At 71.0% G+C, this 23,914-nt stretch carries 22 protein-coding genes; 5 read left to right on the top strand and 17 right to left on the bottom strand.

Going from position 1 to position 23,914, the window contains the following annotated elements; all coding sequences use genetic code 11:
- Positions 1-2: 2 nt before the first annotated feature.
- The 3 genes from ACFXI3_RS02830 to ACFXI3_RS02820 are packed head-to-tail and all read right to left on the bottom strand — an operon-like array spanning position 3 to position 3,353.
- Positions 3-827: an ABC transporter permease gene (locus tag ACFXI3_RS02830; protein ID WP_378397641.1), complete on the bottom strand. Its 825-nt coding sequence runs from the start codon at positions 825-827 to the stop codon at positions 3-5.
- Positions 820-1,779: an ABC transporter permease gene (locus ACFXI3_RS02825; protein WP_378397640.1), complete on the bottom strand. Its 960-nt coding sequence runs from the start codon at positions 1,777-1,779 to the stop codon at positions 820-822. The genes ACFXI3_RS02830 and ACFXI3_RS02825 overlap by 8 nt, the downstream gene beginning before the upstream one ends.
- Entirely contained in the window at positions 1,776-3,353 is a 1,578-nt protein-coding gene (locus ACFXI3_RS02820; protein ID WP_378397818.1) for an ABC transporter substrate-binding protein, read from the bottom strand. Before ACFXI3_RS02820 ends, ACFXI3_RS02825 begins: the two co-directional genes overlap by 4 nt.
- Before the next feature lie 323 nt (positions 3,354-3,676).
- Here ACFXI3_RS02820 and ACFXI3_RS02815 point away from each other — a divergent pair, with 323 nt between their 5' ends.
- On the top strand, positions 3,677-4,897 hold the full coding sequence (locus tag ACFXI3_RS02815; RefSeq protein WP_378397639.1) for an MFS transporter: 1,221 nt from the start codon (positions 3,677-3,679) through the stop codon (positions 4,895-4,897).
- Between the two features lie 6 nt (positions 4,898-4,903).
- Here the strand turns inward: ACFXI3_RS02815 and msrA are convergent, their stop codons facing one another.
- Both msrA and ACFXI3_RS02805 read right to left on the bottom strand, forming a co-directional pair.
- Entirely contained in the window at positions 4,904-5,404 is a 501-nt protein-coding gene (msrA, locus tag ACFXI3_RS02810) for a peptide-methionine (S)-S-oxide reductase MsrA (RefSeq protein WP_378397638.1), read from the bottom strand.
- 38 nt (positions 5,405-5,442) lie between these two features.
- Positions 5,443-6,330, bottom strand: coding sequence for a LysR family transcriptional regulator (locus ACFXI3_RS02805; protein ID WP_344273886.1), 888 nt, complete (start codon positions 6,328-6,330; stop codon positions 5,443-5,445).
- An 84-nt stretch (positions 6,331-6,414) separates the two neighbouring features.
- Here ACFXI3_RS02805 and ACFXI3_RS02800 point away from each other — a divergent pair, with 84 nt between their 5' ends.
- On the top strand, positions 6,415-7,272 hold the full coding sequence (locus ACFXI3_RS02800; protein WP_378397637.1) for a DMT family transporter: 858 nt from the start codon (positions 6,415-6,417) through the stop codon (positions 7,270-7,272).
- 23 nt (positions 7,273-7,295) lie between these two features.
- Positions 7,296-7,922: a DsbA family oxidoreductase gene (locus ACFXI3_RS02795; protein ID WP_378397636.1), complete on the top strand. Its 627-nt coding sequence runs from the start codon at positions 7,296-7,298 to the stop codon at positions 7,920-7,922.
- A 299-nt stretch (positions 7,923-8,221) separates the two neighbouring features.
- On the opposite strand, the gene ACFXI3_RS02790 is transcribed toward ACFXI3_RS02795, so the two are convergent.
- Complete coding sequence (locus ACFXI3_RS02790) at positions 8,222-8,713, bottom strand: hypothetical protein (RefSeq protein ID WP_037814340.1); 492 nt, start codon at positions 8,711-8,713, stop codon at positions 8,222-8,224.
- 194 nt (positions 8,714-8,907) lie between these two features.
- On the opposite strand from ACFXI3_RS02790, the gene ACFXI3_RS02785 reads away from it, so the two are divergent.
- Positions 8,908-9,363: a nuclear transport factor 2 family protein gene (locus ACFXI3_RS02785; RefSeq protein ID WP_378397635.1), complete on the top strand. Its 456-nt coding sequence runs from the start codon at positions 8,908-8,910 to the stop codon at positions 9,361-9,363.
- 368 nt (positions 9,364-9,731) lie between these two features.
- Here ACFXI3_RS02785 and lepB read toward each other — a convergent pair whose 3' ends face one another.
- From lepB to ACFXI3_RS02730, 11 genes are all read right to left on the bottom strand, one after another.
- Entirely contained in the window at positions 9,732-10,616 is an 885-nt protein-coding gene (gene lepB, locus ACFXI3_RS02780; RefSeq protein WP_378397634.1) for a signal peptidase I, read from the bottom strand.
- A 250-nt stretch (positions 10,617-10,866) separates the two neighbouring features.
- Positions 10,867-12,018 carry a glycosyltransferase family 4 protein gene (locus ACFXI3_RS02775; protein WP_378397633.1) on the bottom strand — a complete coding sequence of 384 codons (1,152 nt, stop codon included), beginning with the start codon at positions 12,016-12,018 and terminating at the stop codon, positions 10,867-10,869.
- Between the two features lie 239 nt (positions 12,019-12,257).
- Positions 12,258-13,511: a polysaccharide pyruvyl transferase family protein gene (locus ACFXI3_RS02770; RefSeq protein ID WP_378397632.1), complete on the bottom strand. Its 1,254-nt coding sequence runs from the start codon at positions 13,509-13,511 to the stop codon at positions 12,258-12,260.
- Between the two features lie 118 nt (positions 13,512-13,629).
- Positions 13,630-14,805 (bottom strand): glycosyltransferase family 4 protein, encoded by a 1,176-nt coding sequence (locus ACFXI3_RS02765; protein WP_378397631.1) that lies wholly within the window; start codon positions 14,803-14,805, stop codon positions 13,630-13,632.
- Complete coding sequence (locus tag ACFXI3_RS02760; protein WP_378397630.1) at positions 14,750-16,096, bottom strand: oligosaccharide flippase family protein; 1,347 nt, start codon at positions 16,094-16,096, stop codon at positions 14,750-14,752. Before ACFXI3_RS02760 ends, ACFXI3_RS02765 begins: the two co-directional genes overlap by 56 nt.
- Complete coding sequence (locus ACFXI3_RS02755; protein ID WP_378397628.1) at positions 16,093-17,232, bottom strand: glycosyltransferase family 4 protein; 1,140 nt, start codon at positions 17,230-17,232, stop codon at positions 16,093-16,095. Before ACFXI3_RS02755 ends, ACFXI3_RS02760 begins: the two co-directional genes overlap by 4 nt.
- Entirely contained in the window at positions 17,229-19,496 is a 2,268-nt protein-coding gene (locus ACFXI3_RS02750; protein WP_378397627.1) for a DUF2206 domain-containing protein, read from the bottom strand. The genes ACFXI3_RS02755 and ACFXI3_RS02750 overlap by 4 nt, the downstream gene beginning before the upstream one ends.
- Positions 19,493-20,593 (bottom strand): glycosyltransferase family 4 protein, encoded by a 1,101-nt coding sequence (locus ACFXI3_RS02745; protein WP_378397626.1) that lies wholly within the window; start codon positions 20,591-20,593, stop codon positions 19,493-19,495. The genes ACFXI3_RS02750 and ACFXI3_RS02745 overlap by 4 nt, the downstream gene beginning before the upstream one ends.
- Complete coding sequence (locus tag ACFXI3_RS02740; protein WP_378397625.1) at positions 20,590-21,066, bottom strand: hypothetical protein; 477 nt, start codon at positions 21,064-21,066, stop codon at positions 20,590-20,592. The genes ACFXI3_RS02745 and ACFXI3_RS02740 overlap by 4 nt, the downstream gene beginning before the upstream one ends.
- A gap of 2 nt (positions 21,067-21,068) precedes the next feature.
- Entirely contained in the window at positions 21,069-21,938 is an 870-nt protein-coding gene (locus ACFXI3_RS02735) for a glycosyltransferase family 2 protein (protein WP_344273932.1), read from the bottom strand.
- A gap of 526 nt (positions 21,939-22,464) precedes the next feature.
- A complete protein-coding gene (locus tag ACFXI3_RS02730; protein WP_344273935.1) occupies positions 22,465-23,229 on the bottom strand; it encodes a crotonase/enoyl-CoA hydratase family protein in 765 nt (254 codons plus the stop codon).
- Between the two features lie 93 nt (positions 23,230-23,322).
- On the opposite strand from ACFXI3_RS02730, the gene ACFXI3_RS02725 reads away from it, so the two are divergent.
- Positions 23,323-23,877 (top strand): HD family hydrolase, encoded by a 555-nt coding sequence (locus tag ACFXI3_RS02725; protein WP_378397624.1) that lies wholly within the window; start codon positions 23,323-23,325, stop codon positions 23,875-23,877.
- Positions 23,878-23,914: the final 37 nt, after the last annotated feature.

Raw genomic sequence — 23,914 nt, 5'->3', positions numbered from 1 at the left:
TGTCAGCTCCGTTCGCCGTCGAGAGCCCGGGACACGCGGTTCGCGGCCAGCACGACGGCCGCGACGGTCAAGCCCGGGAACGTGGTCATCCACCAAGCGGTGGCCAGGAAATTCCGTCCGCCCGCCACGAGCGCGCCCCACTCCGGCGTCGGCGGGCTCGCGCCGAACCCGAGGAAACTGAGCGCGGACACTTCGAGCACCGCGATCCCGACCGTCACCGTGGCCAGCACCAGCACCGGTCCCAACGCGTTGGGCAGCACGTGCCGCCCGAGCACCCCGGCCCAGCGAACGCCGGACGCCCGGGCCGCCTCGACGAACACGCCGGAGCGCACTCGCAGCACCTCCGCGCGCATCAGCCGTGCGAACGAGGCCAGATGCGCGACCCCGACGGCGATCGCGACGTTCGTGGTACCGAAGCCGAGCGCGGTCACGAGCGCGAGCGACAGCAGGATCGGCGGGACTGCCTGGAGGACGTCGACGATCCGCATCACCACCGAGTCGAGCCAGCCGCCGCGGAACCCGGCGAGCAGCCCCAACGCGGACCCGGCGACAAAGGCGACGAGCACCGCGAGAACTGTCGCGCGCAGGGACAAACCGGCTCCGTGCACGACGCGGGCGAAGACGTCACGGCCGGTCTCGTCGGTGCCGAACAGGTGCGCGAGCGAGGGGCCTTGGAGGCGTTCGGACGGGACGCCGGTGATGGGGTCCTGGCCGGTGAACAGGGTGGGCGCGAAGGCGGCGGCCAGGACCGCGGCGAGGATGAGGCCGGAGAGGAGCAGGCCTGGCCGGCGGAGGAGGAACCGTTGGGGCAGCACAGCTTCAGACATGCGCGGGCACCTCCTTGCGCACGGACACCCGCGGGTCGAGCAGCGGGTACACGAGGTCGACGGCCAGGTTGAGCACCACGAAGAAGAACGCGGCGAGCACGATCACCGCCTGGACCACCGGCACGTCCTGCGCGGTCACCGCCGCCGCGGTCACCCGGCCGAGACCGTCGCGCGAGAAGACGGTTTCGGTCACCACGGAACCGGCCAGCAGGTTGCCCGCGACCACGCCCACCAGCGTGAGCGCGGGCAGCCCGGCGTTGCGCAGCGCGTGTCCGAAGTGGACTCGACGACGGCTCGCCCCCTTCGCCCGCACCACCTCGATGTACGGCTCGGCGAGCTGAGTCTGCAGGCTCTTCGCCAGCACCTGCGCGATGATGGCGCCGGTCGGCAGCGCAAGGGTGACCGCCGGAAGGACCAGCGACGCGAAACCGGTCGACCCGAGCGCGGGGAACAGCCGCAGCTGGAACGAGAACAGCTGGATCAGCAGCAGCCCGACCCAGAACGTCGGCAGCGAAGTACCCAGCGGCGGCAGGGAAAGCAGCAGCTGGCTCACCCAGCGGGTCCGGGTGAACGTGCCGAGCACGGCGATCCCGCCGCCGAAGACGATCGCGAGCACCAAAGCCAGTCCGGAGACGGCGAGCGTCGGCGGCAACGCGGTGAGGACCTGGTGCGTCGCGTCGTCGCCGGTGGCCACGGAGGTGCCGAAGTCGCCGTGCAGCGCGGCGAGGAGGTGCTTGCCGTACTGCACGATGACCGGGTCGTTGAGCCCGTACTCGGCGCGGAGGGCGGCGATCTGCTCCGGCGAGGCGCTGGGACCGCCCTCGGCTGAGCCGAGTTTGGTCAGCACCGCGTCGCCGGGCAGCAGGTACAGGATGACGAACGACAGCGTGAACGCCGCCCACAGCACCACTACGGCTTGCAGGATCCGGCGAAGCAGCGGAAACCCTTTCACGAGGCCGAAACCCAGGCGTCGAACAACTGCAGCCGCGAGGAAGCCTCGAAGCCGACGTCATGCGCGTTCGGGCCGACGCCGAGCACCTGGGTCAGCTCGAACACCGGGATCGAGTAGGCCTGCTCCACAATGGTCCGCTGTGCTTTTTCGGCCGCGGGCTTGCGCTTCGCGGCATCGACGGTGGCGGACTGCTCGGTCAGCGACGCGTCGAGCGGGTTGTCCGCGGGCAGCTTGCTCCGGTTGTTCGTCTTCGTGGAGAACTGCTGGCGGAGGATGTCCGGGTCGGCGCGGGTGACGTTGTACCAGAGGAAGTCGTAGTCGCCGGCCTGCTGCAACCGGGTGACCTCGGCGTTGGTGTGCAGCTCGATCTTCAGGTCGAAACCGATCTTGCGCAGCTGCTGCTGGAGCAGCTCCAGCACGCTCTGGTTCTGGTTGAACACCGCGGAGAACAGCACGGACGCGGACAGCCGCTGCCCGTTCTTGGTTCGGATGCCGTCCGGGCCGGGGACCCAGCCGTCGGACTGCAGCAGCGCCTGCGCGCCCGCCGGATCGTAGGCGAGTTCCTTGGACAGATCGGTGTACAGCGGCGTCGCGGAGCCGAGGATGCTCGTGGCGGGCTTGTAGTTCGGGGTGAGCACGGTGCTGGTGACCTCGGGCCGGTTCACGCCCTTCGAGACCGCCTGGCGCACCTTCTGATCGGCAAGGACGCCGCGGGTCACGTTCGCGTGCAGGTTGAACACGATGCCGGGGTTCGGCCGCACCGGTTCGGTGAACCCGTTGCCGGAGAACTGCGGTTCGTCCACCGGCTGCACGTCGGTGATCGCGTCGAGCTGCCCGGACGTCAGGCTGCCGGACCGCACGCCCGGTTCGGGCACCACGCGGAAGTCGATCTTGTCGACGTACGCCTCGCCCTGGTGCCGCCACAACGGCGAACCCCAGTGGTAGCCGGTGCGCTTGCTGAGCACGATGTTCTGGTTCGGCTTCAGGCTGGTGAACACGAACGGACCGGAGCCGATCAGGCCGGTGCCCTGGCAGCGCTGCTCGGCGGTGTGCTTGAACGCGGCCGGCGCGAGCACGCCGAGCGACATCGTGGAGCTGGCCTGCAGGAACTGGGCGCTGGGCTGGCTGAAATCGAGCCGGACGGTCGCCGGGTCGACCACCGTCGCGCCGCGATAGGCGGCGAGGTAGCTGGACCCGAGCAGGGCCTTCGCGCCGAGCGCCTTGATGCCGTCGAAGCTGGTCTTCACCGCGGCGGCGTCCACCGGGGAGCCGTCGGAGAAGGTCGCGCCGGAGCGGAGGTGGAAGGTGAAGCTCGTCGAATCGGGGCTGACTGTCCAGCGGTCGGCGAGCCACGGCGTGATCGCGCCGGTTTTCGGGTCCTGGTCGGTGAGCGAATCGACCAGCTGGCGGCCGACGTTGACCGAGGCGTTCGTGCTGACCTGCTGCGGGTCGACGCAGTCCGGATTGGACGAGATGCCCAGCCGCAGCGTGCCGCCCGGACGCGGGGGACCGGCGTCCTGCGGGCTGGCCCCGCCCGCGGTGCCGCAGGCGGCGAGCAGCAGCGGAAGAGCCAGTGCGAAGGCGAAACGGGACCGCGCGCGGGCAGGACGGCCGGGTCGGGGCGGGGTGTGGCGGGGCACGGAGTTCCTCCAGCGGGGACGGATCGGATGTGTTCAGCTCAACCGTTCGGAGCGGTTCGCTGAAGCCCGTCCCAGCAGGTGAGCGGCTGTCCCGCGATTCGGCCGGGAGGATGGATTCCGGTTGACGCGCAAGGGAAAGCGTGGCCCGCGCCCGCGTGATAGCCAGTGGCGTTTTGTTCGGCGAGGAGGTCCGGAGAGCGGGAGTGCGCGGCGGTGCGCTGCGGAAAACCGGTTGCGCCGCGGGGGACACTGCGGACATGGCGGGGTGGGGTGGGAGCGGATCGGCTTGGGTCCGCCTGCAAGCGGTGGCGGTGTCCGGTTCAACCTGTGAAGGGCTTTTGCTTGCGTCGCTGCCCTTGTTAGCCGTCTCGATCACGACGGACCCGCGTGCGGTGTCGTTGGTGAACGTCGCCGGACAAGCGCCGTGGCTGCTGCTTTCGCTGTTCGCCGGAGTGGTGATCGACCGGGTCCGGCGGACGACCGTGCTGGCTTGCGCGTACGCGGTGCAGATCGTCGCCGCGCTTACCTTGGCGCTGCTGGGTTCAACCGGTTCGCTGAGCCTTCCCGCGTTGCTGGTGGTGGCGTTCGTGCTCACCACGGCGCAGGTGTTCGGAGACGGCGCGGCGGGTTCGGTGGTCCCTGAGGTCGTTACGCCGGATCAGCTCACCATGGCCAATTCCCGGTTGCAGGTGATCGACCGCGGCATGGTCCAGTTCGTGGTCCCGCCCGCGACGGGGTTGCTGATCGGGATCAGCGCGGGACTGCCCGCGTGGCTGGCGGCCGTCGCCGCGCTCGCCGCATTGCTGCTCGCGCGCGGGATTCCGTCCGCGAAGCCGGTGCGCGCGCCCGCACATCCGCTGAAGGACGTCACGGCCGGGCTGCGCTACCTGGTCGGGACGCCGTTGTTGCGGTCGATCACCATCACGGTCGCGCTGGGCTCGTTCGCGGCGGCTGCGGGGAGCTCGATGCTCGTCCTGTACGCGACGAAGGAACTTCGCCTCTCGCCGTTCGGGTACGGCGTGCTGCTGGCCTGTCTGGCCGTCGGGTGGGTGGCGTCGTCGTTCTTCGTCGACGGGTTTGTCCGGCGGTTCGGCTACTCGACTGCGATGCGGATCGCGCAGGCGTGCGCGGTGCTGAGCCAGCTGCTGATCGCGATCGTGCCGCCGTGGCCGGTGCTCGTCGGTGCGGTGCTCATCTTCCTGACCGGGACGACGTTGATCTGGAACGTGTGCTCGCAGTCCAGCCGCCAGCGGTTCACGCCGTCGGAGCTGCTGGGGCGGGTGCTGACCAGCCACCGGGCGCTGGCTTGGGGATTGACGCCGCTGGGCGCGCTCGCCGGTGGGTTTGTGGCGGTGCACTGGAGTCTGCGCGGGGTGTGGGTGATGGCGGCGGCGGTGCAGTTGCTGGGGACCGCGTTTGTGTGGCGTCAGTTGTCCCCGGCGGCGTTCCGCGACGCGGAGGCGGCGATGGCGCGCTGAGCCGGGTCAGGCGCGCTTCGGGAGTTTCCAGCCGGGGCGCGGGAAGTGGCAGGTGTAGCCGTTGGGGTAGCGCTGGAGGTAGTCCTGGTGTTCTGGTTCGGCTTCCCAGAAGTCGCCGGCGGGGGTGACTTCGGTGACGACTTTGCCGGGCCAGAGGCCGGAGGCGTCGACGTCGGCGATGGTGTCTTCGGCGATTTGTTTTTGCTCGTTGGTGGTGTAGAAGATGGCGGAGCGGTAGCTGGCGCCGATGTCGTTGCCTTGGCGGTTTGTGGTGCTGGGGTCGTGGACCTGGAAGAAGAACTCCAGCAGGGCGCGGAAGTCGGTCTGGGCGGGGTCGTAGGTGACTTCGATGGTTTCGGCGTGGGTGCCGTGGTTGCGGTAGGTGGCGTTCGGGACGTCGCCGCCGCTGTAGCCGACGCGGGTCGCGGTCACGCCGGGCTGGTGGCGGAACAGCTCCTCCATGCCCCAGAAACACCCGCCGGCCAGGATCGCCTTTTCCGCTGCCATGTCGCCTCCTCCGTGCTCGAACCGCCTCGGCCGCCATGCTAGTCGGCGCGCAGCAAACCGAGGACAAGGGCGAGCGGCGGCCACGCGTCCCGCCCGCGCCGGGTGCACGCGAAGGCCCGCAGCCGGACGTCGGGGCCGGTCAGCGGCAGGACGGTGACGTCGGGCCGGGTCGGCCACGATTCGGGCAGCAGGCCGACCCCGCCGCCCGCGGCGATCAGGTCCTGCACCAGGTCGAGGTTGTCCGCGCGGTGGGTGAACCGCGGCGAGAACCCGGCCATGGACGCCAGTGTCCCGACCACCGTCTCGTCCGCGCCGTTGCGGGAGTTGCCGATCCAGTCGTGCTCGCGGAACGCCGAGACCACGGCTAACGCGCCGGCGCCCCGCACCCGGTTCGCCTCCGGGCGCGGCACGGCGAGGCCCCACGGCGCTGTCCACAGCGGACGGACGGCGAGCGACGGATCGTGGGTCGCGGGCGCGAGGTCGTAGTCGTAGGTGAGGGCGAGGTCGATGTCGTCGGTCCGGAGTTGCGCCAGTGCTTCCGCGGGCTCGTGCTCGCTGATCACCACGCGGACCCGCGGATGCCGTTGCGCGAGAAGGTCCGCGACCGGGAGCACGGCGTGCCGTACCCCGGTCCCGAACCCGGCGACGCGCACGGTGCCGGCGGGCTCGGCCTCGGGATCGAGATCGACGCGGGCGGCTTCGACGGCGGCCAGGATCGTCACGGCGTGTTCGGCGAGCCGCCGGCCGGCGGGGGTGAGGCGCACGCGGCGGCCGTCCGGTTCGAGCAGTGCGACGCCGGTTTCCTTGGCCAGCACCGAGATCTGCTGCGAGACGGTCGACGTTGTGGTTTCGAGCACGTCCGCGACCGCGCGCATCGAGCCGAGCCGCGACAGTTCGAGAAGGAACTGCAGCCTGCGAGTGTCCATCCGTCGATTGTCCAGGATCTCCGGACGGTACGTCCAGGATTGGCACGTGGACACGAACGGTCCCGATGAGTTCTCCTGGACAGCGTGCTTCCCTCCACTCCTCGCGTCGGTGTCGCGCTGGCCGTCGGCGCCATGCTGTCCGTCCAGCTCGGGCTGGCGGTTTCGGTCAGCCTCGCCAACCAGATCGGGCCGACCGGCGTCGCGTGGCTGCGGCTCGCTTGGGCTGGCGTGCTGCTCCTGGTGCTCGTGCGGCCGAGGCCGTCGGCGTTCCGTCGCCCGGCGTTGCTGACCTGTGTGGTGCTCGGCTTCGCAACCGCCGGGATGACGATCCTGTTCATGGTCGCCGCGACCCGGCTGCCGCTCGGCACGGCGAGCGCGCTGGAATTTCTCGGGCCGCTGACCGTCGCGATTGTGCGCGGCCGCGGCGGAAACCGGGTCTGGCCGGTGCTGGCGGCGGCCGGCGTGGTGCTGCTGACCCAGCCGTGGCAGGGCGGGACTGACCTGATCGGCCTCGGCTGCGCGCTCGCGGCGGCGGTCTGCTGGGGCGCCTACATCGTGCTGACCCAACGAGTCGGCGACGAGGTGTCGGGCTTGCGCGGGCTGGCGGTGTCGATGCCGGTGGCCGGTCTGGTCGCCACCTTCGTGCACGCCCCGGCGGTGGTCGGCGACCTGACGTTGCCGTTGGTGCTGGCCGGGCTCGGGCTCGCGGTGCTCGTGCCGGTAGTGCCGTTCAGCCTGGAAATGCTGGCGCTGCGGCGGTTGACGGCGTCGGCGTTCGGGACGCTGATGAGCCTGGAGCCGGCGATCGCGCTGGTGCTCGGGCTGATCGTGCTGCACCAGGTGCCGAATCCCGCCGCGGTGGCCGGGATCGCGTTCGTGGTGGCCGCGGGCATCGGCGCGGAACGGACCGGGGCGCGGGTGCCGGTGAAGGCCGGCGGGTAGGCGGCGCGTTCTACGCTGGCGGCATGCAGGTGGAAATCTGGAGCGATGTCGTGTGCCCGTGGTGCTATCTCGGGAAGGCGCGGTTCGAGAAGGCGCTGGCCGGGTTCGAGCACCGGGACGAGGTGACCGTGACGTACCGGTCGTTCGAACTGGACCCCGGGAAGACGGGGACCGAGCCGCTGCTGGACATGCTCACCGCGAAGTACGGGCCGCAGGCGGCCGAGATGGAGCAGCGGGTCGCCGGGCTCGCCGAAGCGGAAGGGCTCGGCTACCGGACGGACCGGGAAATCGGCAACACCTTCGACGCGCACCGTGTGCTGCACCTCGCGCGGGAGAAGGGGCTGGAGAACGAGATGGTGTCCGCGTTGTTCCGCGCGAATTTCGCCGAGGCTCGGGCGGTGTTCACCTCGGACGTGCTCGCGGAGGTGGCCGAGGAGGCCGGATTGCCGCGCGCGGAGGCGGAAGCGGTGCTGGCCGATCCGTCGCGGTACGCGGACGCGGTCCGGGCCGAGGAGCGCGAGGCTTCGGAGCTGGGCGCGGGCGGGGTGCCGTTTTTCGTGCTGGGACGGCGATTCGGGGTTTCCGGCGGGCAGTCGGTGGAGGTTTTCGCGCAGGCGCTGGAGCAGGCTTGGGAGGCTTCTGCCGGGTGACGGCTGGTCGCGGTGGCCTTGGCGGCGGCCGGGTGGTGACCGGTGAGGCTGGTTTGGCTGCCGGGGCGTGAGGTGCTTGGCAGTATCCGAGTGGTGGCTGCCGGGGCGTTTCGGGCTTGGCGGCATCCGGGTGTCGGCGGCCGAAACTGATACGGCTGCCGACGCTCCAGGTGACGAGCGCTGGGGCTCGGTCCGCGTCGCGGTCGCTGGTTTCCGAGGCCGTTCGACCGGCGGGCGGCGTCAGCGGGATTCTCGTCCGGCAGCCGGCCGGGGCGTGCGACTGGCTGCCGGGGCGACGATTACTCGGACCAGGTGCTGAGGCGGTTGAGAAGCCGTTCGAGCACCTGCGGGTCGGCGGTGACCGGTTCGCCGGAGACGGGTTCGTCCACCAGCGTGCGCCGGTCGCCCCGGCGCGGGAGGCGGACCTGGCCCGCCGAAATCCCGCCGGGCAGCGCCAGTTCGCACCACGTGGTGCGGCCGCCGCGTTCGCCGGGGCGGACGCCGATCCGCTCGTCGCGCGGCGGCGTCGGGGCGACGAGGTCGTCGTCGACTTCGATGACGAGCCGGTCGCCGCGCAGCTGCAGCCGGACGGTCACGAAGGCGGGCGCGGACGGGCTGCTCTGGTCGACGACGTCGCCGACCAGCCGCACGGCGGCGTTCGTGACCTGGTCCAGCATCGGCATCAGCGACCAGTCGGTCAGGATCAGGCGGACGAACAGCTCGGTGCACGGGACCGCGCTCGGCTGCGCCACCAGCCGGAGGTCGTCCACCTGGGTAGTGCGCGTGCTCAAGCGTCACCCTCCTCCTCGGCGAGCGGTCCGATCGGCCGGGACCGTGCGGGCATCATGCCACCGCCGCCGGACCGGGCTGCGGCGGGAGGGCGGTGTCCGGGAGAACCGCAGGTCACAGGTTCGGGCGCGGTTTCGGGCTCCGGCGGCGGTTCTTGTCCGGCCGTTGTCCACAGTGGAGCTCCTATGCTGGCCCGATGTCGGCAGACTCGGCCCGGTGGGCGATCCAGGACCTGATCATGACCTACGCGGCGCGCATCGACGCGGGCGATCTGGCCGGGGTGGGCGAGTTGTTCCGCGAGGGAACCCTGCACAGCGGGGGCGGGCGGACCGGGCGGGAAGCCGTGGAGAACTGGTTCCGCGCCATCCTGATCCTCCATCCGGACGGCACCCCGAGGACCCGGCACGTGACGACGAACGTCCGGATCGCGGCCGGGGAGGACACCGCCTCGGCGCACAGTTACTTCACCGTTTTCCAAGCCACGGAAGACCTTCCGCTGCAGCCCATCGCGGCCGGGCACTACGACGACCGGTTCGTCCGGCGCGGGGACGAGTGGCTGTTCGCGGAGCGGACGCCGGTGCTGCAGATGACCGGGGACCTGACGCGGCATCTCCGGCTGGACGTCGTGCGGGCGGCCGGTTCCGGGCAGTGACCGCGGCCGCGTCGTCGAAGGGGCGCGCTGCTGAAACAGGCAGTGCGGACTTCGGAACCGGCAGCGCGGACTCCCTCCGGCGAAGGCGACGGTGCGCGGCCCGAGCTGGGAGCTTGGCCGCAGCAGGACCGTCGGACCGCTTACCGGCCGCCGAGGTCCGTGAGGGGAACCCTGAGGGACTCTGAGTCCCTCAGGGTTCCCCTCACGGACGTTCGCGGGAGCGGAGCCGCGCGGCCCGTCTCGCCAGGCGGTGCTCCGCATCCCCCTGGCCAGCGCCGCCGCACACCGCACTGCTGCGGAGAAAGCCCCATGCCGCGGTGGGTACGCCCACAAGTGCGGCATGGAGGGGCTGATCGGGAGACGGCGGCTCAGTCCTGTTTGCTGAGCTTTCGCCGCAAACCCCGGCCGGCGGCGAGCGTCGGGAACGCCAGCAAAGCGCCCGCCCCGAGCGGGATTCCCTGCTGCCACGCGGGAGCGCCGAGCGCGGCGGGCGCGGCCTGCGGGTCGTGGTCGCTGACGCCGCCCCAGCGCGACGGCGGCAGGACGATCACCCGGGCCTTGCCGATGACGTCGTCCACCGGGACGGTCCCGTTCACCCCGCCGCCGCCCTGGCAGCGGGAGTCGCACGAGTTCTCGCGGTTGTCGCCCATCACCCAGAGGCTGCCCTTCGGGACGGTGACCGGGGGGAACGTCTGCCGCACCGACGGCGGCTGGTCCAGCCAGTGGATGTAGGGCTCGTCGAGCGGCTTGCCGTCGACCAGGACGCGGCCCTGGGGGTCGCAGCACTGGACGGTCTGCCCGCCGACGGCGATGACGCGTTTGACGAAGTCCCGCTCGTCCGGCGGCGCGAAGCCGACGAGGGAGCCGAGGCCGCGCAACGCCTTCGTGAAGACGTTGCCCGATTCCTGCGGCGCGATCTCGTTCGCGGTCCACGGCTGCGGGCCGCGGAAGACGATGACGTCGCCGGGGGCGGGGTCGGTGAAATCGTAGGTGACGCGGTCGACGACGACCCGGTCGCCGAAGCAGCCGTCGCAGCCGTGCAGCGTCGTCTCCATCGACGCCGACGGGATCAGGAACACCTTCGCGACGAACTGCTGGATCAGGATCGTCAGCACCAGCGCGATCCCGATCAGGATCGGCAGCTCCTGCCAGAACGGACGCTTCCGCCGGCCCTTCCGGGGCGGTTCGTCCTCGCCGGGACGCTCGGATCCGGACTCGCCGGGGGCAGGGACTTGGGGGATCGGGTCGGCCACGTCGCCAGGCTACCCAGAACCGCCCGCCGGACGGCGGACCGCGGGCGGCCACGATCGGGGGGTCGTGCCGGTGAGCGGGACGGCAACCGGAGGTTTCGCCCGCGGGGAAGGAAAACGGGCCGGAACCGGGGGAGAGATCCGGAATCCGGCAGGGGAGGCGGCGGAGGCGCGGGATCCGGTGGGCGCGGCGGAGGTGAAGCGGAGGTGAAGCGGCACAGGGATTTGGTGCGTCCTGGTTTCAGCGTCGGCATCACCGAGAGACCCGAGCGCCGCGCCGATCGATCGCGGTCAGCTGCTCGACGAACTCCGCGACCCGATGGCTCCACATGTACCGGCCGCGCACAAGCTCGTAGGCGTTGTCCCGGAGCGTCTCCGCCAAAGCCGGACTGCTCTCCAGGCGGCGCAACGCTTCAGCCAATGCCTCGGGAGAACACGGCGCGGCCAGCAGCCCGTTGACGCCGTCGTCCACCAGCGCGGCAAGCGGCCCGACCGCGGTGGCGACGACGGGCACCCGGTTCGCCCACGCTTCGAGCAGGGCGGTCGGGAAGGCGTCGTTCGGGCTGGTCGGGCAGAGGACCAGCGACCCGGCGCTGCGGAGAGCCCGGAATTTCGCGTCTCCGCCGAGGTTTCCGGCGAAGGCGACATTGTCCGCGATGCCGAGTTTCCGGGCGAGGGCTTCGTATCCGGGACGCGCGGCGCCGTCGCCGATGACCAGCAGGCGGGCGGACGGCGCGGAACCGCCGAGGCGCAGGCGCAGCGCGTACAAGAGTTGGTCCAGACCTTTCCAGGCATGGGTCGGCTCCAGGCTGGCCAGGAAAGCCGCGGCGTAAGGACGGTGCGCCGGCGCGGACGGAGCCAAGACCGAAGGGGAGACGGCGTTCTCCAGGACACCGACCTTGTCGCCGAAGCGGGGACGGAAGCGGTCGGCGACGTAGCCGGAGACCCCGAGGATCAGATCGGCCCGGCGGAGCATGAAGCCCTCGGCGCCGGAGTACGCGCGCGCGACGGTGTTGAAGAGCGGGTGACCGTCCTTGGCGAGGGCGGCGGCGTGATAGGTCACGACGACGGGGGTGCGTCCGGCGACTATCGTCGCGGCGTCGGCCAAGCCGGGCACGGGAGTGTGCACGTTGAGGTAATCGGCCTGTTCGGCGCGCAGGATGCGGCGGATCTGAGACGGCCAGCGCGGGTCGAGCGGGGTGTTGGAGAGTTTGGCGAGCGCCGGGAGCCGGTAGACCGGGAAGGCGTCGGCGGACCCGGCGCGGGTGCTGGTGGTGATGACGACGGGCCGCCATCCGGGGACTTCCCGCAGCGCGGCGGCCAGGCTGTGCACGTAGGTTTGCACGCCGCCGACGTCCGGCGGGTAGTACGGCGTCACGAAGACGACGGTGCGGTCTCGGCTCACGGAGGCTCCTGTCCTCATTGGTCCGGTTGGCTGGGCGCGCGCGGATGTGATGGTCTGTGTCGGGGGATGGGGGACTTCGAGGAGGCGCAGGATGTCCGGGATCCGGATGCCGTGGGCGGCGGCGCGGTGCCGCGCGTGCGGCCACGACCGCAGCGAGCACCAGCATTTGCGCGGCGGCACCGACTGCGGGCGGTGCGGCTGCCGCCGGTTCAGGTGGCTGCGGCGGGGCTGACCCCGGGTCAGGCGGCATGCAGCAGCGGGCTCAGGTCGCGGGCCCGGCGCGCGTAAGGGGGAAGCACTTCGCGCAGGTGCCGCCGGTAGTCCTCACGGTGGTCGACGAGGCTGTCGAGGAGCGCGGGCAACGTGGTGTCCCGGACTTCCCCGATGCCGACGACCCACTGTTCGAGCCCGAGGTCGCGCATGATGCCCGCCGTTTTGTGCTCGTACTCGATCGCGAGGCACGGGACGTGCGCGGTGAGGGCGAAGATGACGGAGTGGAAGCGGGTGCCGATCACGAGGTCGGCCTCCGCGTAGAGGGCGCGGGCGTCGCGGTGGTCGAAGGTGTCGTCGCCCAGGACGCGCAGCCGGGGGTGCTCGAGCCCGGCGGCGAGGCGGGTGTTGACGCGGCGGTCGTCGTCGCCTTGGAAGGCGCAGGTCACCTGGGGGACCAGGACGACGTAGTACCCGCGGCCGAGCAGGTGGCGGATGCCCGCGGCCAAGGCGTGCTCGTACCGGTGCTGGCCGGTCTCGTCGAGCCACTGGCGGGCGGTGACCATCGCGATCCGGGCGTCGGCGGGGATGCCGAGGGCGGGGCGCCAGGCGCGGTCGGAGCGGGTTTCGAAGGCGAAGGCGCTGTCGACGCTGCGGGTGAGCAAGCGCGGCGGCAGCCCGATTTCGGCGAGCCGGTCGCGGCTGATGTCCTCGCGGACGAGGACCGCGTCCGCCCGGCCGAGGACGTGGCGGACCAGCACGCGCTGGACCCGGCGCGGGAACGGGCCGTAGGACTGCGGGCCGGTCACGACCCGGACGCCGAACCGCTCGGCCAGCCACAGCGGCAGCAGCAGGAACAGGATGTTCAGGTCGGAGGCGAAGTTCGCGCGGCCGGTCAGGTAGCCGCCGCCGAGGGAGACGACGAGGTCCGCGGACGCGAGGGCGCGCAGTTCGCGCCGCGGTTCGGCGGGCAGCAGTCGGGCGACGGCCAGCAGCGGACGGCGCGGGAGCCGGGCGGCGGCGAGGGCGAGGACGGGCAGCAGGCTCAGTTTGCGCAGGATCCTCCGGAACCGCGGGATGTCCTCCTCGCCGGAGTAGCGGCGGAACGAGCCGAGGTTGGGCACGCCCTCGAACTCCGGCCATCGCGAGGGATGCTCGAAACCGGCGATCGCGATCCGCGCGCCGGGCAGCGCGCGGCGGATCTGGTCGAGCAGGACGCTGAGCAGGGCGGCGTCGCCGCGGTTGCCGCGTTCGAACGCGTTGACGACGAGGACGCGGGTCATCGGCGGGCCTCCTGGCGGGGGTGCTCCGGCGGAGCGGGGAGGGTGCGGCGCATGAGCAGGTCTCCTGGCGTGGCGGTTCGGGGCGAGCGGAGAGGGCGGGCTGAGCAGGGGGCGGGGTTCACGGCTGCACCTCCTGGTAGTGCCGCTCTAGCCGGTCGAGGAACGTGCTGAGGCTGTGGCAGCAAGCGAGCCCGGCCGATCGCGCGCCCATCGCCCGCCGCAGCGCCGTGTCGCCGAGGAGCCGGGAGAGCGCGTCGGCGAGGGCGCGGCGTTCGCCCGGCGGGACGAGCACCCCGTTGTGGCCCGGGCGGACCAGTTCGGGGATCCCGCCGACCTCGGTGGCCGCGACCGCCCGGCCGACGCAGAGGGCTTCCAGCGCGACAGTCGGGAAATTCTCCGGCCACACCGAAGGGATCACCACCACCGAGGCGGCGCGGTACGCGGCCGCCAGCTCGGGCCCGTCGAGCCAGCCGGCGAACCGCACGCGGTCGGCCAGCCCGTGTTCGCTGACGGATTTTTCCAAGACAGCCCGCTGTTTTCCGTCGCCGGCGAGCGTCAGCCGAGCGCGAGGAAGTCGGCGGGCGACGGTCGCGAAGGCGTCCACGAGGACGTGCGCGCCTTTCACTGGTTCGAGCCGTCCGACGAACAGCGCGTGGGCGGCGTCGGGGACCGGTTCGGCAGCACGGAGCGGCACGCCGTTCGGGACGACGTGGATCGGTGTCCGGGGCAGATCGTGCATTACGGCGTCGGCGAGGAAGCGGCTCGGGGTCAGCACGCGGTCGACGGTGCGCAGGCGGTACAGGTAGGCCGGTCGTTGCAGGAATCGCAAATAGGCCAGGCGTGCAGTGTCCATCGTGGACAGTCGGGCGCGGCCTTCGGTGCGGCTGCGGAGATTCCACGACAGCAGGTCCCCGGTCCAGTCTTCGGGACCGTGCACGGTGAGGACCTGTGGACAGGCCGCGGACGCGCTGAGCACGGCGGGACTGAATTCGCCGATGGTGTGCAGGTGCACCACATCTGGTCGGAAAGACCGCAGTGCGGCGGTCACCTGCCGGTAGGCGGGCCGGTGCCAGAAGTAGCCGGCGAAGCGGCGGACAGCACCTCCGCGGATGGCGGGCACCAGAACGTCGGCGAAGACTTCGCGGTCGCTGACGGCGGGGTCGTCGAGCAGATGGTCGGTCGCGATGACGAGGACCTGGTGCCCGCGGCGGCGCAGGCCCTCGGCGATGAGGCGGACGCTACGCTCCGCGCCGCCGGCTTCGAAGCCGACGTTGACGATGTGGGCGATCTTCATCCGAACCTCCCTTGCCGCTCGGGGAAAAGCGGAACCCGCGCAGTGCCAGCGCGGCGACCGCGACGAGGCCGGACGCGAGATTGCCGACGCCCCAGGCCGCCGCGATCCAGACGAGGCTGTGCCGCGCCCCGAGCGCGGCGAGGCCGACGGTGACCACCGCGTAGACGAGATTCGACAGATTCATCGCCGAGAGCTGGCGGGTGACCTTGAGCAAAAACCCGGACCCCGTGTTGAAAGCCACCGCGAAAGCGGAGACCGCGAGGACGACCAGGCAGTTCCGGGCGTCGGCGGCGTAACTCGCGCCGAACAGGGTCAGCACGGGTTTCGCGAGGGCGGCGGTGATGCTGACGGCGGGCACCACGATCGCGAGGATGAGCAGCGCCGAGCGTTTCGCCAGATGCTTGAGGTCTTCCTGTTCGTGCGAGCCTTCTGCGAACAGCGCCTCGCCGACCGCGAACGGCACGGCGTTGACGAAGTTGGCGATCTGGAACGCCACGAAGTACGCCGCCGACGCCTCCGGGCCGAGCGAACGCAGCACCAGCAGCGGAATCACCAGCAGCGGCACGAGATTCAGACAGCTGGACGCGTAATTGCCGAGCGAGTACGACAACGTGGACCGCAGCGTCGCCGGGTACAGGCGGGGCCGCACCGGGATCCGCAGGCGCTGCCGGATGACGACGACGCTGGCGACGGCGGCGACAGCGGAAGCCACCGTGCTGGACAGGAAAATCCCGATCGCGCCCGCGCCGACGAAAACGATCGGCAGGCCGATTTTCACCACGCTCATCAGGACGCCGTTGAGGAGCATGTTGTATTTCGCCGCGCGGAGGGCGACGAACACCGAGTCGGTCAGCAGGTTCTGCGCGACGGCCATCGCCAGCAGAGCGAACAGCGCGACCGCCGGGAACGACCCGCTGAGGAACGACAACCCGGGCGAGACCAGCGGTGCGACGAGGGCGAATCCGGCTCCGAGGACGGTGCCGGTGACGGCCACCGAGGTGAGCGCGGTGCTGACGTGCGCGCCGCGGGACGGCGTCGTGGGCAGGTACCGGACGAGGCTGGAGCTGAGCCCGAGCCCGCTGAAATAGCTCAGCAGGGTCACCGCCGAGAGCAGCGAACTCGCCCAGCCCACCTCGGCGGGCGGGTACAGCCGGGCGACGACGATCCAGAACACGAACCCGGACCCGGCGCCGAGCGCGGTCGTGGCCATGAGGAAGAACGAGTTCCGCACCAGCGGGTCGGATTTCAGCCGGGCGGCGAACGACGGCACGGGCCCGGCGAGTGCAGTCATGCCCGGACCTCGGCCGGGTCTAGTGCCTCGCGGTAGGCCTGTTCGAGGCGCTGGACGTGCTTCGGCCAGGAGAACCGTGCGGCGGCAAGACCGGCGGAGTAGCGGCCCATGGCTTCGCGGCGCGCGGGATCGGCGGCCAGGGAGCGCAGCGTCGCGCGAAGGATGTCCGCGTCGCGGGGGATGAGCGCGATTTGGGTTCGGTCGAGTCCGTAGGAGGCGTATCCCGGGTCGTCGGTGGTGACGACCGGGAGGCCGGAGGCCATGGCTTCTTGGACAGTCAGGGGGAATCCTTCCGCGGTGGAGGGCAGGGCGAAGACGTCGCAGGCGCGGTAGAGGCCGTTGATCTCCCCGGGGCTGAGCGCGCCGAGGTGATGGACGGTGAGATCGGCGGGAAGGTGCTGGGGTCGTTCGCCGGCGAAGACCAGGTCGTAGTCGTGATGGCGGGCGGCGAGGAGCAGGTCGTATCCCTTCTTCGGCACCGGCCGTCCGACGAACAGCACCAGCACCCGGGTGTCGGGCAGCCGCCAGCGTTTCCGCAGCAGCCCTCGTTCTCCGGGCGCGGCGGGGCGGTACTGGGCGGTGTCGACGCCGTTGGGGAGCAGTTCCGCGCTGCCGCCCCGGAATCGGCGGACGAAGGCGGCGACCGAATCGTTGACCACGAAGACCTCGCGACTGGCCCGGAACAGCCGCCGCCCGACAGACTGGTACACCGCGTGTTGGACGGCTCGCACCAGCGCCGACGGGTGCTCGACGACCGCGACGTGCTGGGTCAGGAAAAGCGGGGTGCCGGTCCGCGCGGCTCGCAGCCCGGCGCTCCAGGAGGATTGGTACAGCGTGTCGTGAAGGTGGACGACATCCGCCCACCGCACCCATTCGGCCACGGCACGGGCCAGCCGGGGCCCGAACACCGGATACGGCACTCCGGTCCGGGTTTCCACCCCGTTGAAAGCCGGAACGCGCACGACTCGGACGCCCTCGTCCGCAACCGGCGGCCCGGCGCTCGTCAGCACGGTGACGTCGGCGCCGCGCGCGGCGAGGGTCCGGGCCTGCTGGGCGGCGACGTTCTCGATCCCCCCGACGTGCGGCGGGTAGTAGTGCGAGACGAGCAGGATCCGGAGCGGACGGGAAGACGTCATCGGTACACACTCGTTCCGTTGCTGCTGTAGACCTTGTTTTTGGTGGCGTCGAGAAACCGCAGCGGATAGCTGTAGGTGACGAGATCGCCCTGGTAGAACACGGTGACTTCGTCTTTGCGGACAGTCGGGTAGCCGAGGAGGACGAACGAGCCCGGCTGCACGAGCGTCGGATAGATGTCGTCGCCGGGGCGGCCGTCGATGAGCGTTTGGAGCCGGCTGAGCGTGTAGCGGTCGGATTGGATCCGCGGTGCGGCGGTGTGCTGTTCGAGCCAGGCGATGGCGGCGCGCTCCTGCGGGTGGGCGTAGTAGATGTCGTAGTACTGCCCCGCGTTGTCGAGGTGCAGTTGCGCGGGATAGCCGCCGAACAGCCGGGGCAGCGCGCCGGTGAGGTCGAGGAACAGCAGCAGCGCCGCGGTGGTCGCGGCGGGCATCCGCCACCGCCGCCTGAGCCACGACAGCGCCCAGACCGACCCCATCGCGATGAACGGGGCGAACCCGAACAGCCCCTGCTGGAAGGTGCGCAGGAGGCCGTAGTCCACCGAGAGCTGTGGAAGGGCGATCTCGGCGGCGAGCACGCCCAAAGCTCCGGCGGCGAGGACGAACAGGTCGTGCGTCGGGCGGAACAGCGTCGCGGTGGCGATGACGGTTCCGGCCAGCCCGAGGATCAGCAGCAGTTGCAGCCCGTCCGCGCACAAGGTGCGGAGCAGGCCGTTGACGCGGGGGACGTCGACGCCGAGCCGGTCGAGGGCGGAACCCGCTGCGGTGAGCGGGAGATTGTCGGCGGGGGCGACCTGGGTGGTCGCCGCGGACAGCGCCGCCGGTGCTGCGCCGCCAGTGTGCGGCCGGGTGGAATCGGCGTAGTCGCGCAGCCGTTGCTGCGGGCTGACCCGGGCGGAGCTGAAGATGCCGTAGGCGGTGTCGGAGGAACCGCGTTGCACCTGGTCCGGGTGGAACAGGTCCTGGGCGGTGGCCGCGGCGGTGTGCTGGAGCTGATGCCAGGTGCCGGTGACCGGCCCGGTCCACAGCGCTGAGCACAGGACCGCGATGCCGATCATCGGCCAGGCGACGAAGTCGGTCGCCTCCTTCGGCGCCCGGTCTGCGAGCCGCCGGCGCAGCGGCGGGACCACGCGGATGATCCCGCTGGCGAGTTTGCCGAGCATCAGGACGCCGATCAGCACGTAAGTGGTGGAGTAGTGCGACAGCACGATTCCCGCGAACAGGACGGTGAACGCGATCCTGCGCGCTCGTCGCGGGGCCGAGACGTCGCTCAGGGCCAGGACCGCGCAGCCGAGCAGGAGGAACGCGATCTCCTGACGGCCGAGGAAGGGCATGTCGGTGAAAAACGTGGGGAACGCGAGGAAGTAGATCGCGGCGAGGAGCGAGACGCGTTTCGAGGTGAGGTTCCGTGCCGTGCGGTACACCGCGACCGGTGCCGCGGCGAACAGCGTCGGCAGCACGACTTTGAAGATCGCCAAGCCGGGCAACGCGGTCAGCTTGGCCAGCGAGGCGGGCAGCAGGGTGATGCTCAGACAGGCGTTGTACGCGTCGGGATAGCCGGAGATGTCCCAGTAGCCCTTGGTCGAGGTCAGCTGGAAGAGGAGGTACTCGCGCTGGATGTCGTGCCCGCTGACGTACCAGCCGCGCAGGGATGTCAGCAGCAGCAAAGCCGTTGCTGCGCAGAGGATTCCGAACGCGATGGCTCCGTCGCCGTAACGGCCAGCCTTGAGGACGAGGAACCCGAGCAGCGCCGCGATGATGACCAGCGCGATCAGGCTTGTCGCGCCGGTGAACCCGTTGTTCAGGCGGACGGCCCCGGCGATCGCGACCACCAGCGCGAGAACGCCGAGAACAGCGATGGGCGCGACGTCGCGCACCGGCATCAGCCGCAGCGCGCGCACGGGCGGCGAGGCGCCGGTGAGCCGTCGGTCCAAGAACGCGAGCGCCGCCGCGGTCAGGGTCTGGGCCACGGCGAGGGACACGGTCGTGAGGGGGCGCGAGACGCCGAACCAGGGGAGCACGGTGTTGACCGCCAGTGCGGCCACCATTGCCGCCAACACCGCGAAACCTAGGCCCAGCAACCATTGGGCTTCCCGAGTGGAGACGATCCTGGTGGCAATCCGGCGGCACAGCCAGGCCGGGGCGCCCAACAGCAGCCACAGACCGGCGACGGTCACCAGTACGGCCGGACGCCACGGGCTCAGCTCCACGGCACCGGCGACGAGCACCGACCCGAGCACGACGGTGCGCTGGCTGGGTCTCGTCACGGCAGTACCTCGGCGTAGACGTCTTCGACGTGTCTTGCCACCTCGGCCCAGGTGAACCTCCGCGCTGCTGCCGCGCTGGCCGCGGCGGTCCGTCGCCGGAAGTCCTCGTCCGTCGCGAAGTCGTCGATCGCCGCGGCCAGGGCGGCGGGATCGGCTGGGGTGAGGGCTCCGACGCCGTGCAGGAGTTCGGTGTTGCCGGGAACGTCGGTCGCGAGCACCGGCAGCCAGGCGGCCATGGCTTCGAGCGCGGCGAGCGACATCCCTTCGCGATCCGACGGCAGCACGAACAGATCGGCTTGTTCGTACCGCTGCAGCAGCTCGCCGTCGTGCAGGCGACCGTGGAACCGCACACCCGGAATCCCTTGCCGCTGCACGGTTTCTTCGAGAAGCTGCCGCTGTTCCCCGTCCCCGACGACATCGAGTTCGACCGCGTGGCGCACCAGAGTGAGCGCGTGCAGCAGCCGGGCGAGGTTCTTCTGCGGGCTGAGCCGTCCGACGAACAGCAAGCGCAGCACCGGTTCCCGTCGCGCACGCGGCGGCAGGAAGAACTCGGCGGACACCCCGTTCGGCACCGCGAAGATCCGTGCCGGATCCACCCGGTAGGCGGTGCGGACGAACTCCCGCTGCGCCTCGGTCAGCACCAGCACCCCGGCGGCAGCCCGCAGAACGCGGCCGAAGATGTGCTTTTTGTAGTGCGGCAACAGCCATCCCAGCTTCCCGGACTGGTCGACGTCCAGGTGGAAGTGCAGCAGGAACGGCTGACGCCGGACCGCCGCGGCGAGCGCGACCTGCTCGGGCAGCACCGCGTGGGCGGCATGCAGATGCCACACCGCGGTCTTCGGCGTGCGCAGCAACGCGGGGACGAAGCCGGCGGACACCGGCGTGTGCGCGACGTCGAGCGCGAGCGCCCGAATGGTGTCGACGTCGTGCACGCGCTCGCGCCGCGGCGAATCGCGGGCGCCGACGGTCGTGGTGAGCACGGTGACGTCGTGCTGCCGCGCTTGCTGCACCGCCAAGTGCCGCACCACCGCTTCCATCCCGCCCAGATGCGGCGGGTAGTAAGGCGTGATCTGGACGATCCGGCGGCGGGGCGTCACGGTCTGCCGCCGGTGGCGGAAGCGTTGCCGGGCAGGCGGAACCGGAGGTTCTCCATGCCGCCCGCGACGTTCACCGCGATCGCGTCCACGACGTGCCCGGGCGGGACCGGGAGGCGGAAGTCCAGAGTGGTGAACTGGCCGGGCTCGAGGGTCACGCGCCGCGACACCCCGGCGAGCCGGTCCGCCGACGAGGTCTCCAGCGCCGCCACGACGGTGTAATCCGCGTGCGCCGGACCGTGCCGCACGAGCGCGACTTCGGCGGTGACAGTTCCGTCCCGGAACGTGGGTGTGCCGACGAAATACAGCTCGGTGTAGGTCTCGGGCTGCTCGGTGAAGGACTGCCGGAACAGCGTCCGCGCGGCGGGCCACACCAGGACCGTCACGACCCCGAGCACCACCACCGCCGAAACCGCGCCGGCGAACTTCAGCCAGCCGCGAGCGTTTCCCCGGTCTTCTCCCGCGGAGTCGTCCACGCTCAGTCCGCCATCGCCAGGACGCACTCGGCTTCGCCGGCGCAGAGCACGGTCGCGGGCCCGCGGACGGTGCGCGCCCGGTGGACGGCCAGCTGCGAAAGGTTGCGCAGGCCGTCGCGCACGGCGTGCAGTTTCACTTCGCCGCCGCGGATCCGGTACTCGATCGGCGTTTCGCCGCAGCGGAAGCCGCGGACGTACGCGTCGTTCTTGATCTCCTGCGAGAACGGCATCCCGCCGGACCGGATGTCGAGGTGCTGCCACACGTGCCGGCGGAACACCCACATCCCGGACTGCGAATCGCGGAACGGCGAACGGAAGAAGAGCCGGCTGATCAGGGTCAGCACCCGGTTGCCGATCCGGTGCGAGGGCTTCATCGCCTCCCGGTTCTCGTGGCCGAGCCGGTTGGTGGACAGGAAATCGAGCTGCCGGTCGGCCATCGTGCACAGCAGCCCGGGCAGGTGGTCGAACGGGTAGGTGCAGTCCGCGTCGCCGGTCGCGATCACGTCGCCGGTCGCGGCGGCGAAACCGGCGTGATAGGCGTGCCCGTACCCGCGCAGCGGCTGCAGGATCACCCGCGCGCCGAGGGCGGCGGCCACCTCGCCGGTCCCGTCGGTCGAGGCGTTGTCGACCACGATCACCTCGATCTCGTAGCCGAGGGAAGCGAGCCCGGAGCGCGGGATCGTGGCCAGCACCCGGGGCATGTTGACCCGCTCGTTCAGCGCGGGGATGACGATGGACAGCTTCCGCGGCCGCGGTCTTTCCCCGCAGGCGCCGCGGCTGGCGACCCGGAGTCGGCAGCAGGGCCCGGCGGCCGGGCGGGAGGCGGTGTCGTCCGACGGCGAGGAGCTGGAACGCTCGATGTTCGACGTCATGGAAGAACCTCGGTTCTTGTCTTGTGCTCGGCGGGGGGAGGGGAGCACGGGGCACGGCAGGCTCTCCGGCGGCGGCAAGCGCCGATTGCCCGGCCTCGTCAGGCCGGGCGGTCGGCGTCCGCCGGCGGAGAGCCTGCCGGCGACGGGTCGGGGGGCGGGGTTCTGTTGTGGTCGAGGCGGGCGGTGCGGACGGCCGTGCGAGCGCGCTTCGGCGCCCGGCCTCGTGTATCTGTATCGATGCCGAGGGCCTGGGCGCTACGTGCGTTTAGCGAATTTTTCGTTCGCTCGATCGGGCTAGCGCCGAATGTGGCCGCGATAATAAACGGTCGTCGCAGGTAATGGTGACCGGCGCGGAAAAAACCGAAAGGGATTCGCGTGCGGTTTCACTCGTTCGGCCTAGTCCGGAAAAACCGCGCGACTGGGCCGAAAAGGCGGCATCGCGCGGTATGCCTGCTATGTCCGCCTGTCGTCCGCGCGTGCTTGGACGCGAGTACATGCCTTGCTGTGCAACGGTAATCGGACGCGACTAGTTCCCGAACGACCCGTGCCTGCCCGCCCCTTCGGCGAAGCGCGCGGCACCCGCAAGAGTATCCGCATTCAATGACTGAATCCCGTGCCGGAATTCGTTTTCCCATGCGGATTCCTCGGTCAGAGACTCGCCTTCCAGCAATGCCGCCCGGTCCTCCCGCAGGCACGTTTGCGGAAAGGCCGCGATTTCCCGGGCCAATGCGATGGCGGCGGGCAATGCCTGCCCGGAAGGCACGACGCGATTCGCCAATCCGATCCGGTGCGCCTCTTCCGCGCCGACCGGACGTCCGGTCAGCACGAGGTCCATCGCGTGGCTGCGCCCGATCAGCCGCGGCAGCCGGACCGTGCCGCCGTCGATGAGCGGAACGCCCCAGCGCCGGCAGAAGACGCCGAACACCGCGGTCTCCTCCGCGATCCGGAGGTCGGCCCAGATCGCCAGTTCCAGTCCGCCCGCGACAGCGTGTCCGGACACGGCGGCGAGCACCGGCTTGCGCAACCGCAGGCGCGTCGGTCCCATCGGGCCGTCGCCGTCCGGCTCGGTGCGGTTGCCGCGTCCTTCGCTCACTGCCTTGAGGTCCGCGCCCGCGCAGAACGTCCCGCCCACGCCGTACAGCACCGCGACCGAGGCGTCCGAAGCGTCGAATTCCCGGAAGGCGTCGGCCAGTGCCTCGGCGGTGGCGCGGTCGACGGCGTTGCGCCGCTCCGGCCGGTTGATGCCGATGGTGGTGACCGGACCGTCGTGCTCGACCAGCACAGTGCTCACGCGGGGCCTCCTGCCGAAGAAGCGGGTGTCCGGGCAGCATGCCACGCCCCGTAGGCTCCGGCTGGCAGATCGGCAGGGGAAAGGAATCGCGGGATGGACGCCGAAGCCTTGGCCGCGTTCGGGTTCGAGCTGGGGGTGCTCAAGCGCGTCCGCCGTGCGGGCTGGTGGCAGGCGGGAGTGCGCGACCCCGAGTCGGTGGCCGAGCACAGCCTCCGCGCGGCGCAGCTGGCCGCGCTGCTCGCCGCCGAGGAAGGCGCGGTTCCCGAGCGCGCGGCGTACCTCGCGCTCTGGCACGACACCCAGGAGACCCGCACCGGCGACCTGCCGCACACCGCCGCGCCGTATCTGGCGAAGCCGGAGCCCCGGGCTATCACGGCGGACCAGACCGCCGGATTGCCGCGTGCGTCGGCGGAAACCGTGCAGGCGGCGGTAGACGAGTACGAAACTCGCGAGTCGCCCGAGGCGCGTTGCGCGAAGGATGCCGACAAACTCGAAATGCTTTTCCAGGCCCTCGAATACCGGGCGACCGGAGTCTCCACAGTGGACGAATGGCTCGCGTCGGCGCAGGCCGGGCTGTTCACCGAAACCGCCCGGCGCGTCGCCGAAGCCGCGCTGGCGACGTCGCCGCTGTCCTGGCGGTCTCGTTAGGGATCACCCACATGGGCGCACTTTTGGTTTAACTCCG

The sequence above is a fragment of the Amycolatopsis sp. NPDC059235 genome (genome assembly GCF_042754125.1).
GTDB classification, from domain to species: Bacteria; Actinomycetota; Actinomycetes; order Mycobacteriales; family Pseudonocardiaceae; genus Amycolatopsis; species Amycolatopsis albidoflava.
The sequence above is the reverse complement of the archived record's forward strand: the minus strand, read 5'-3'. Positions and strand labels throughout refer to the sequence as shown.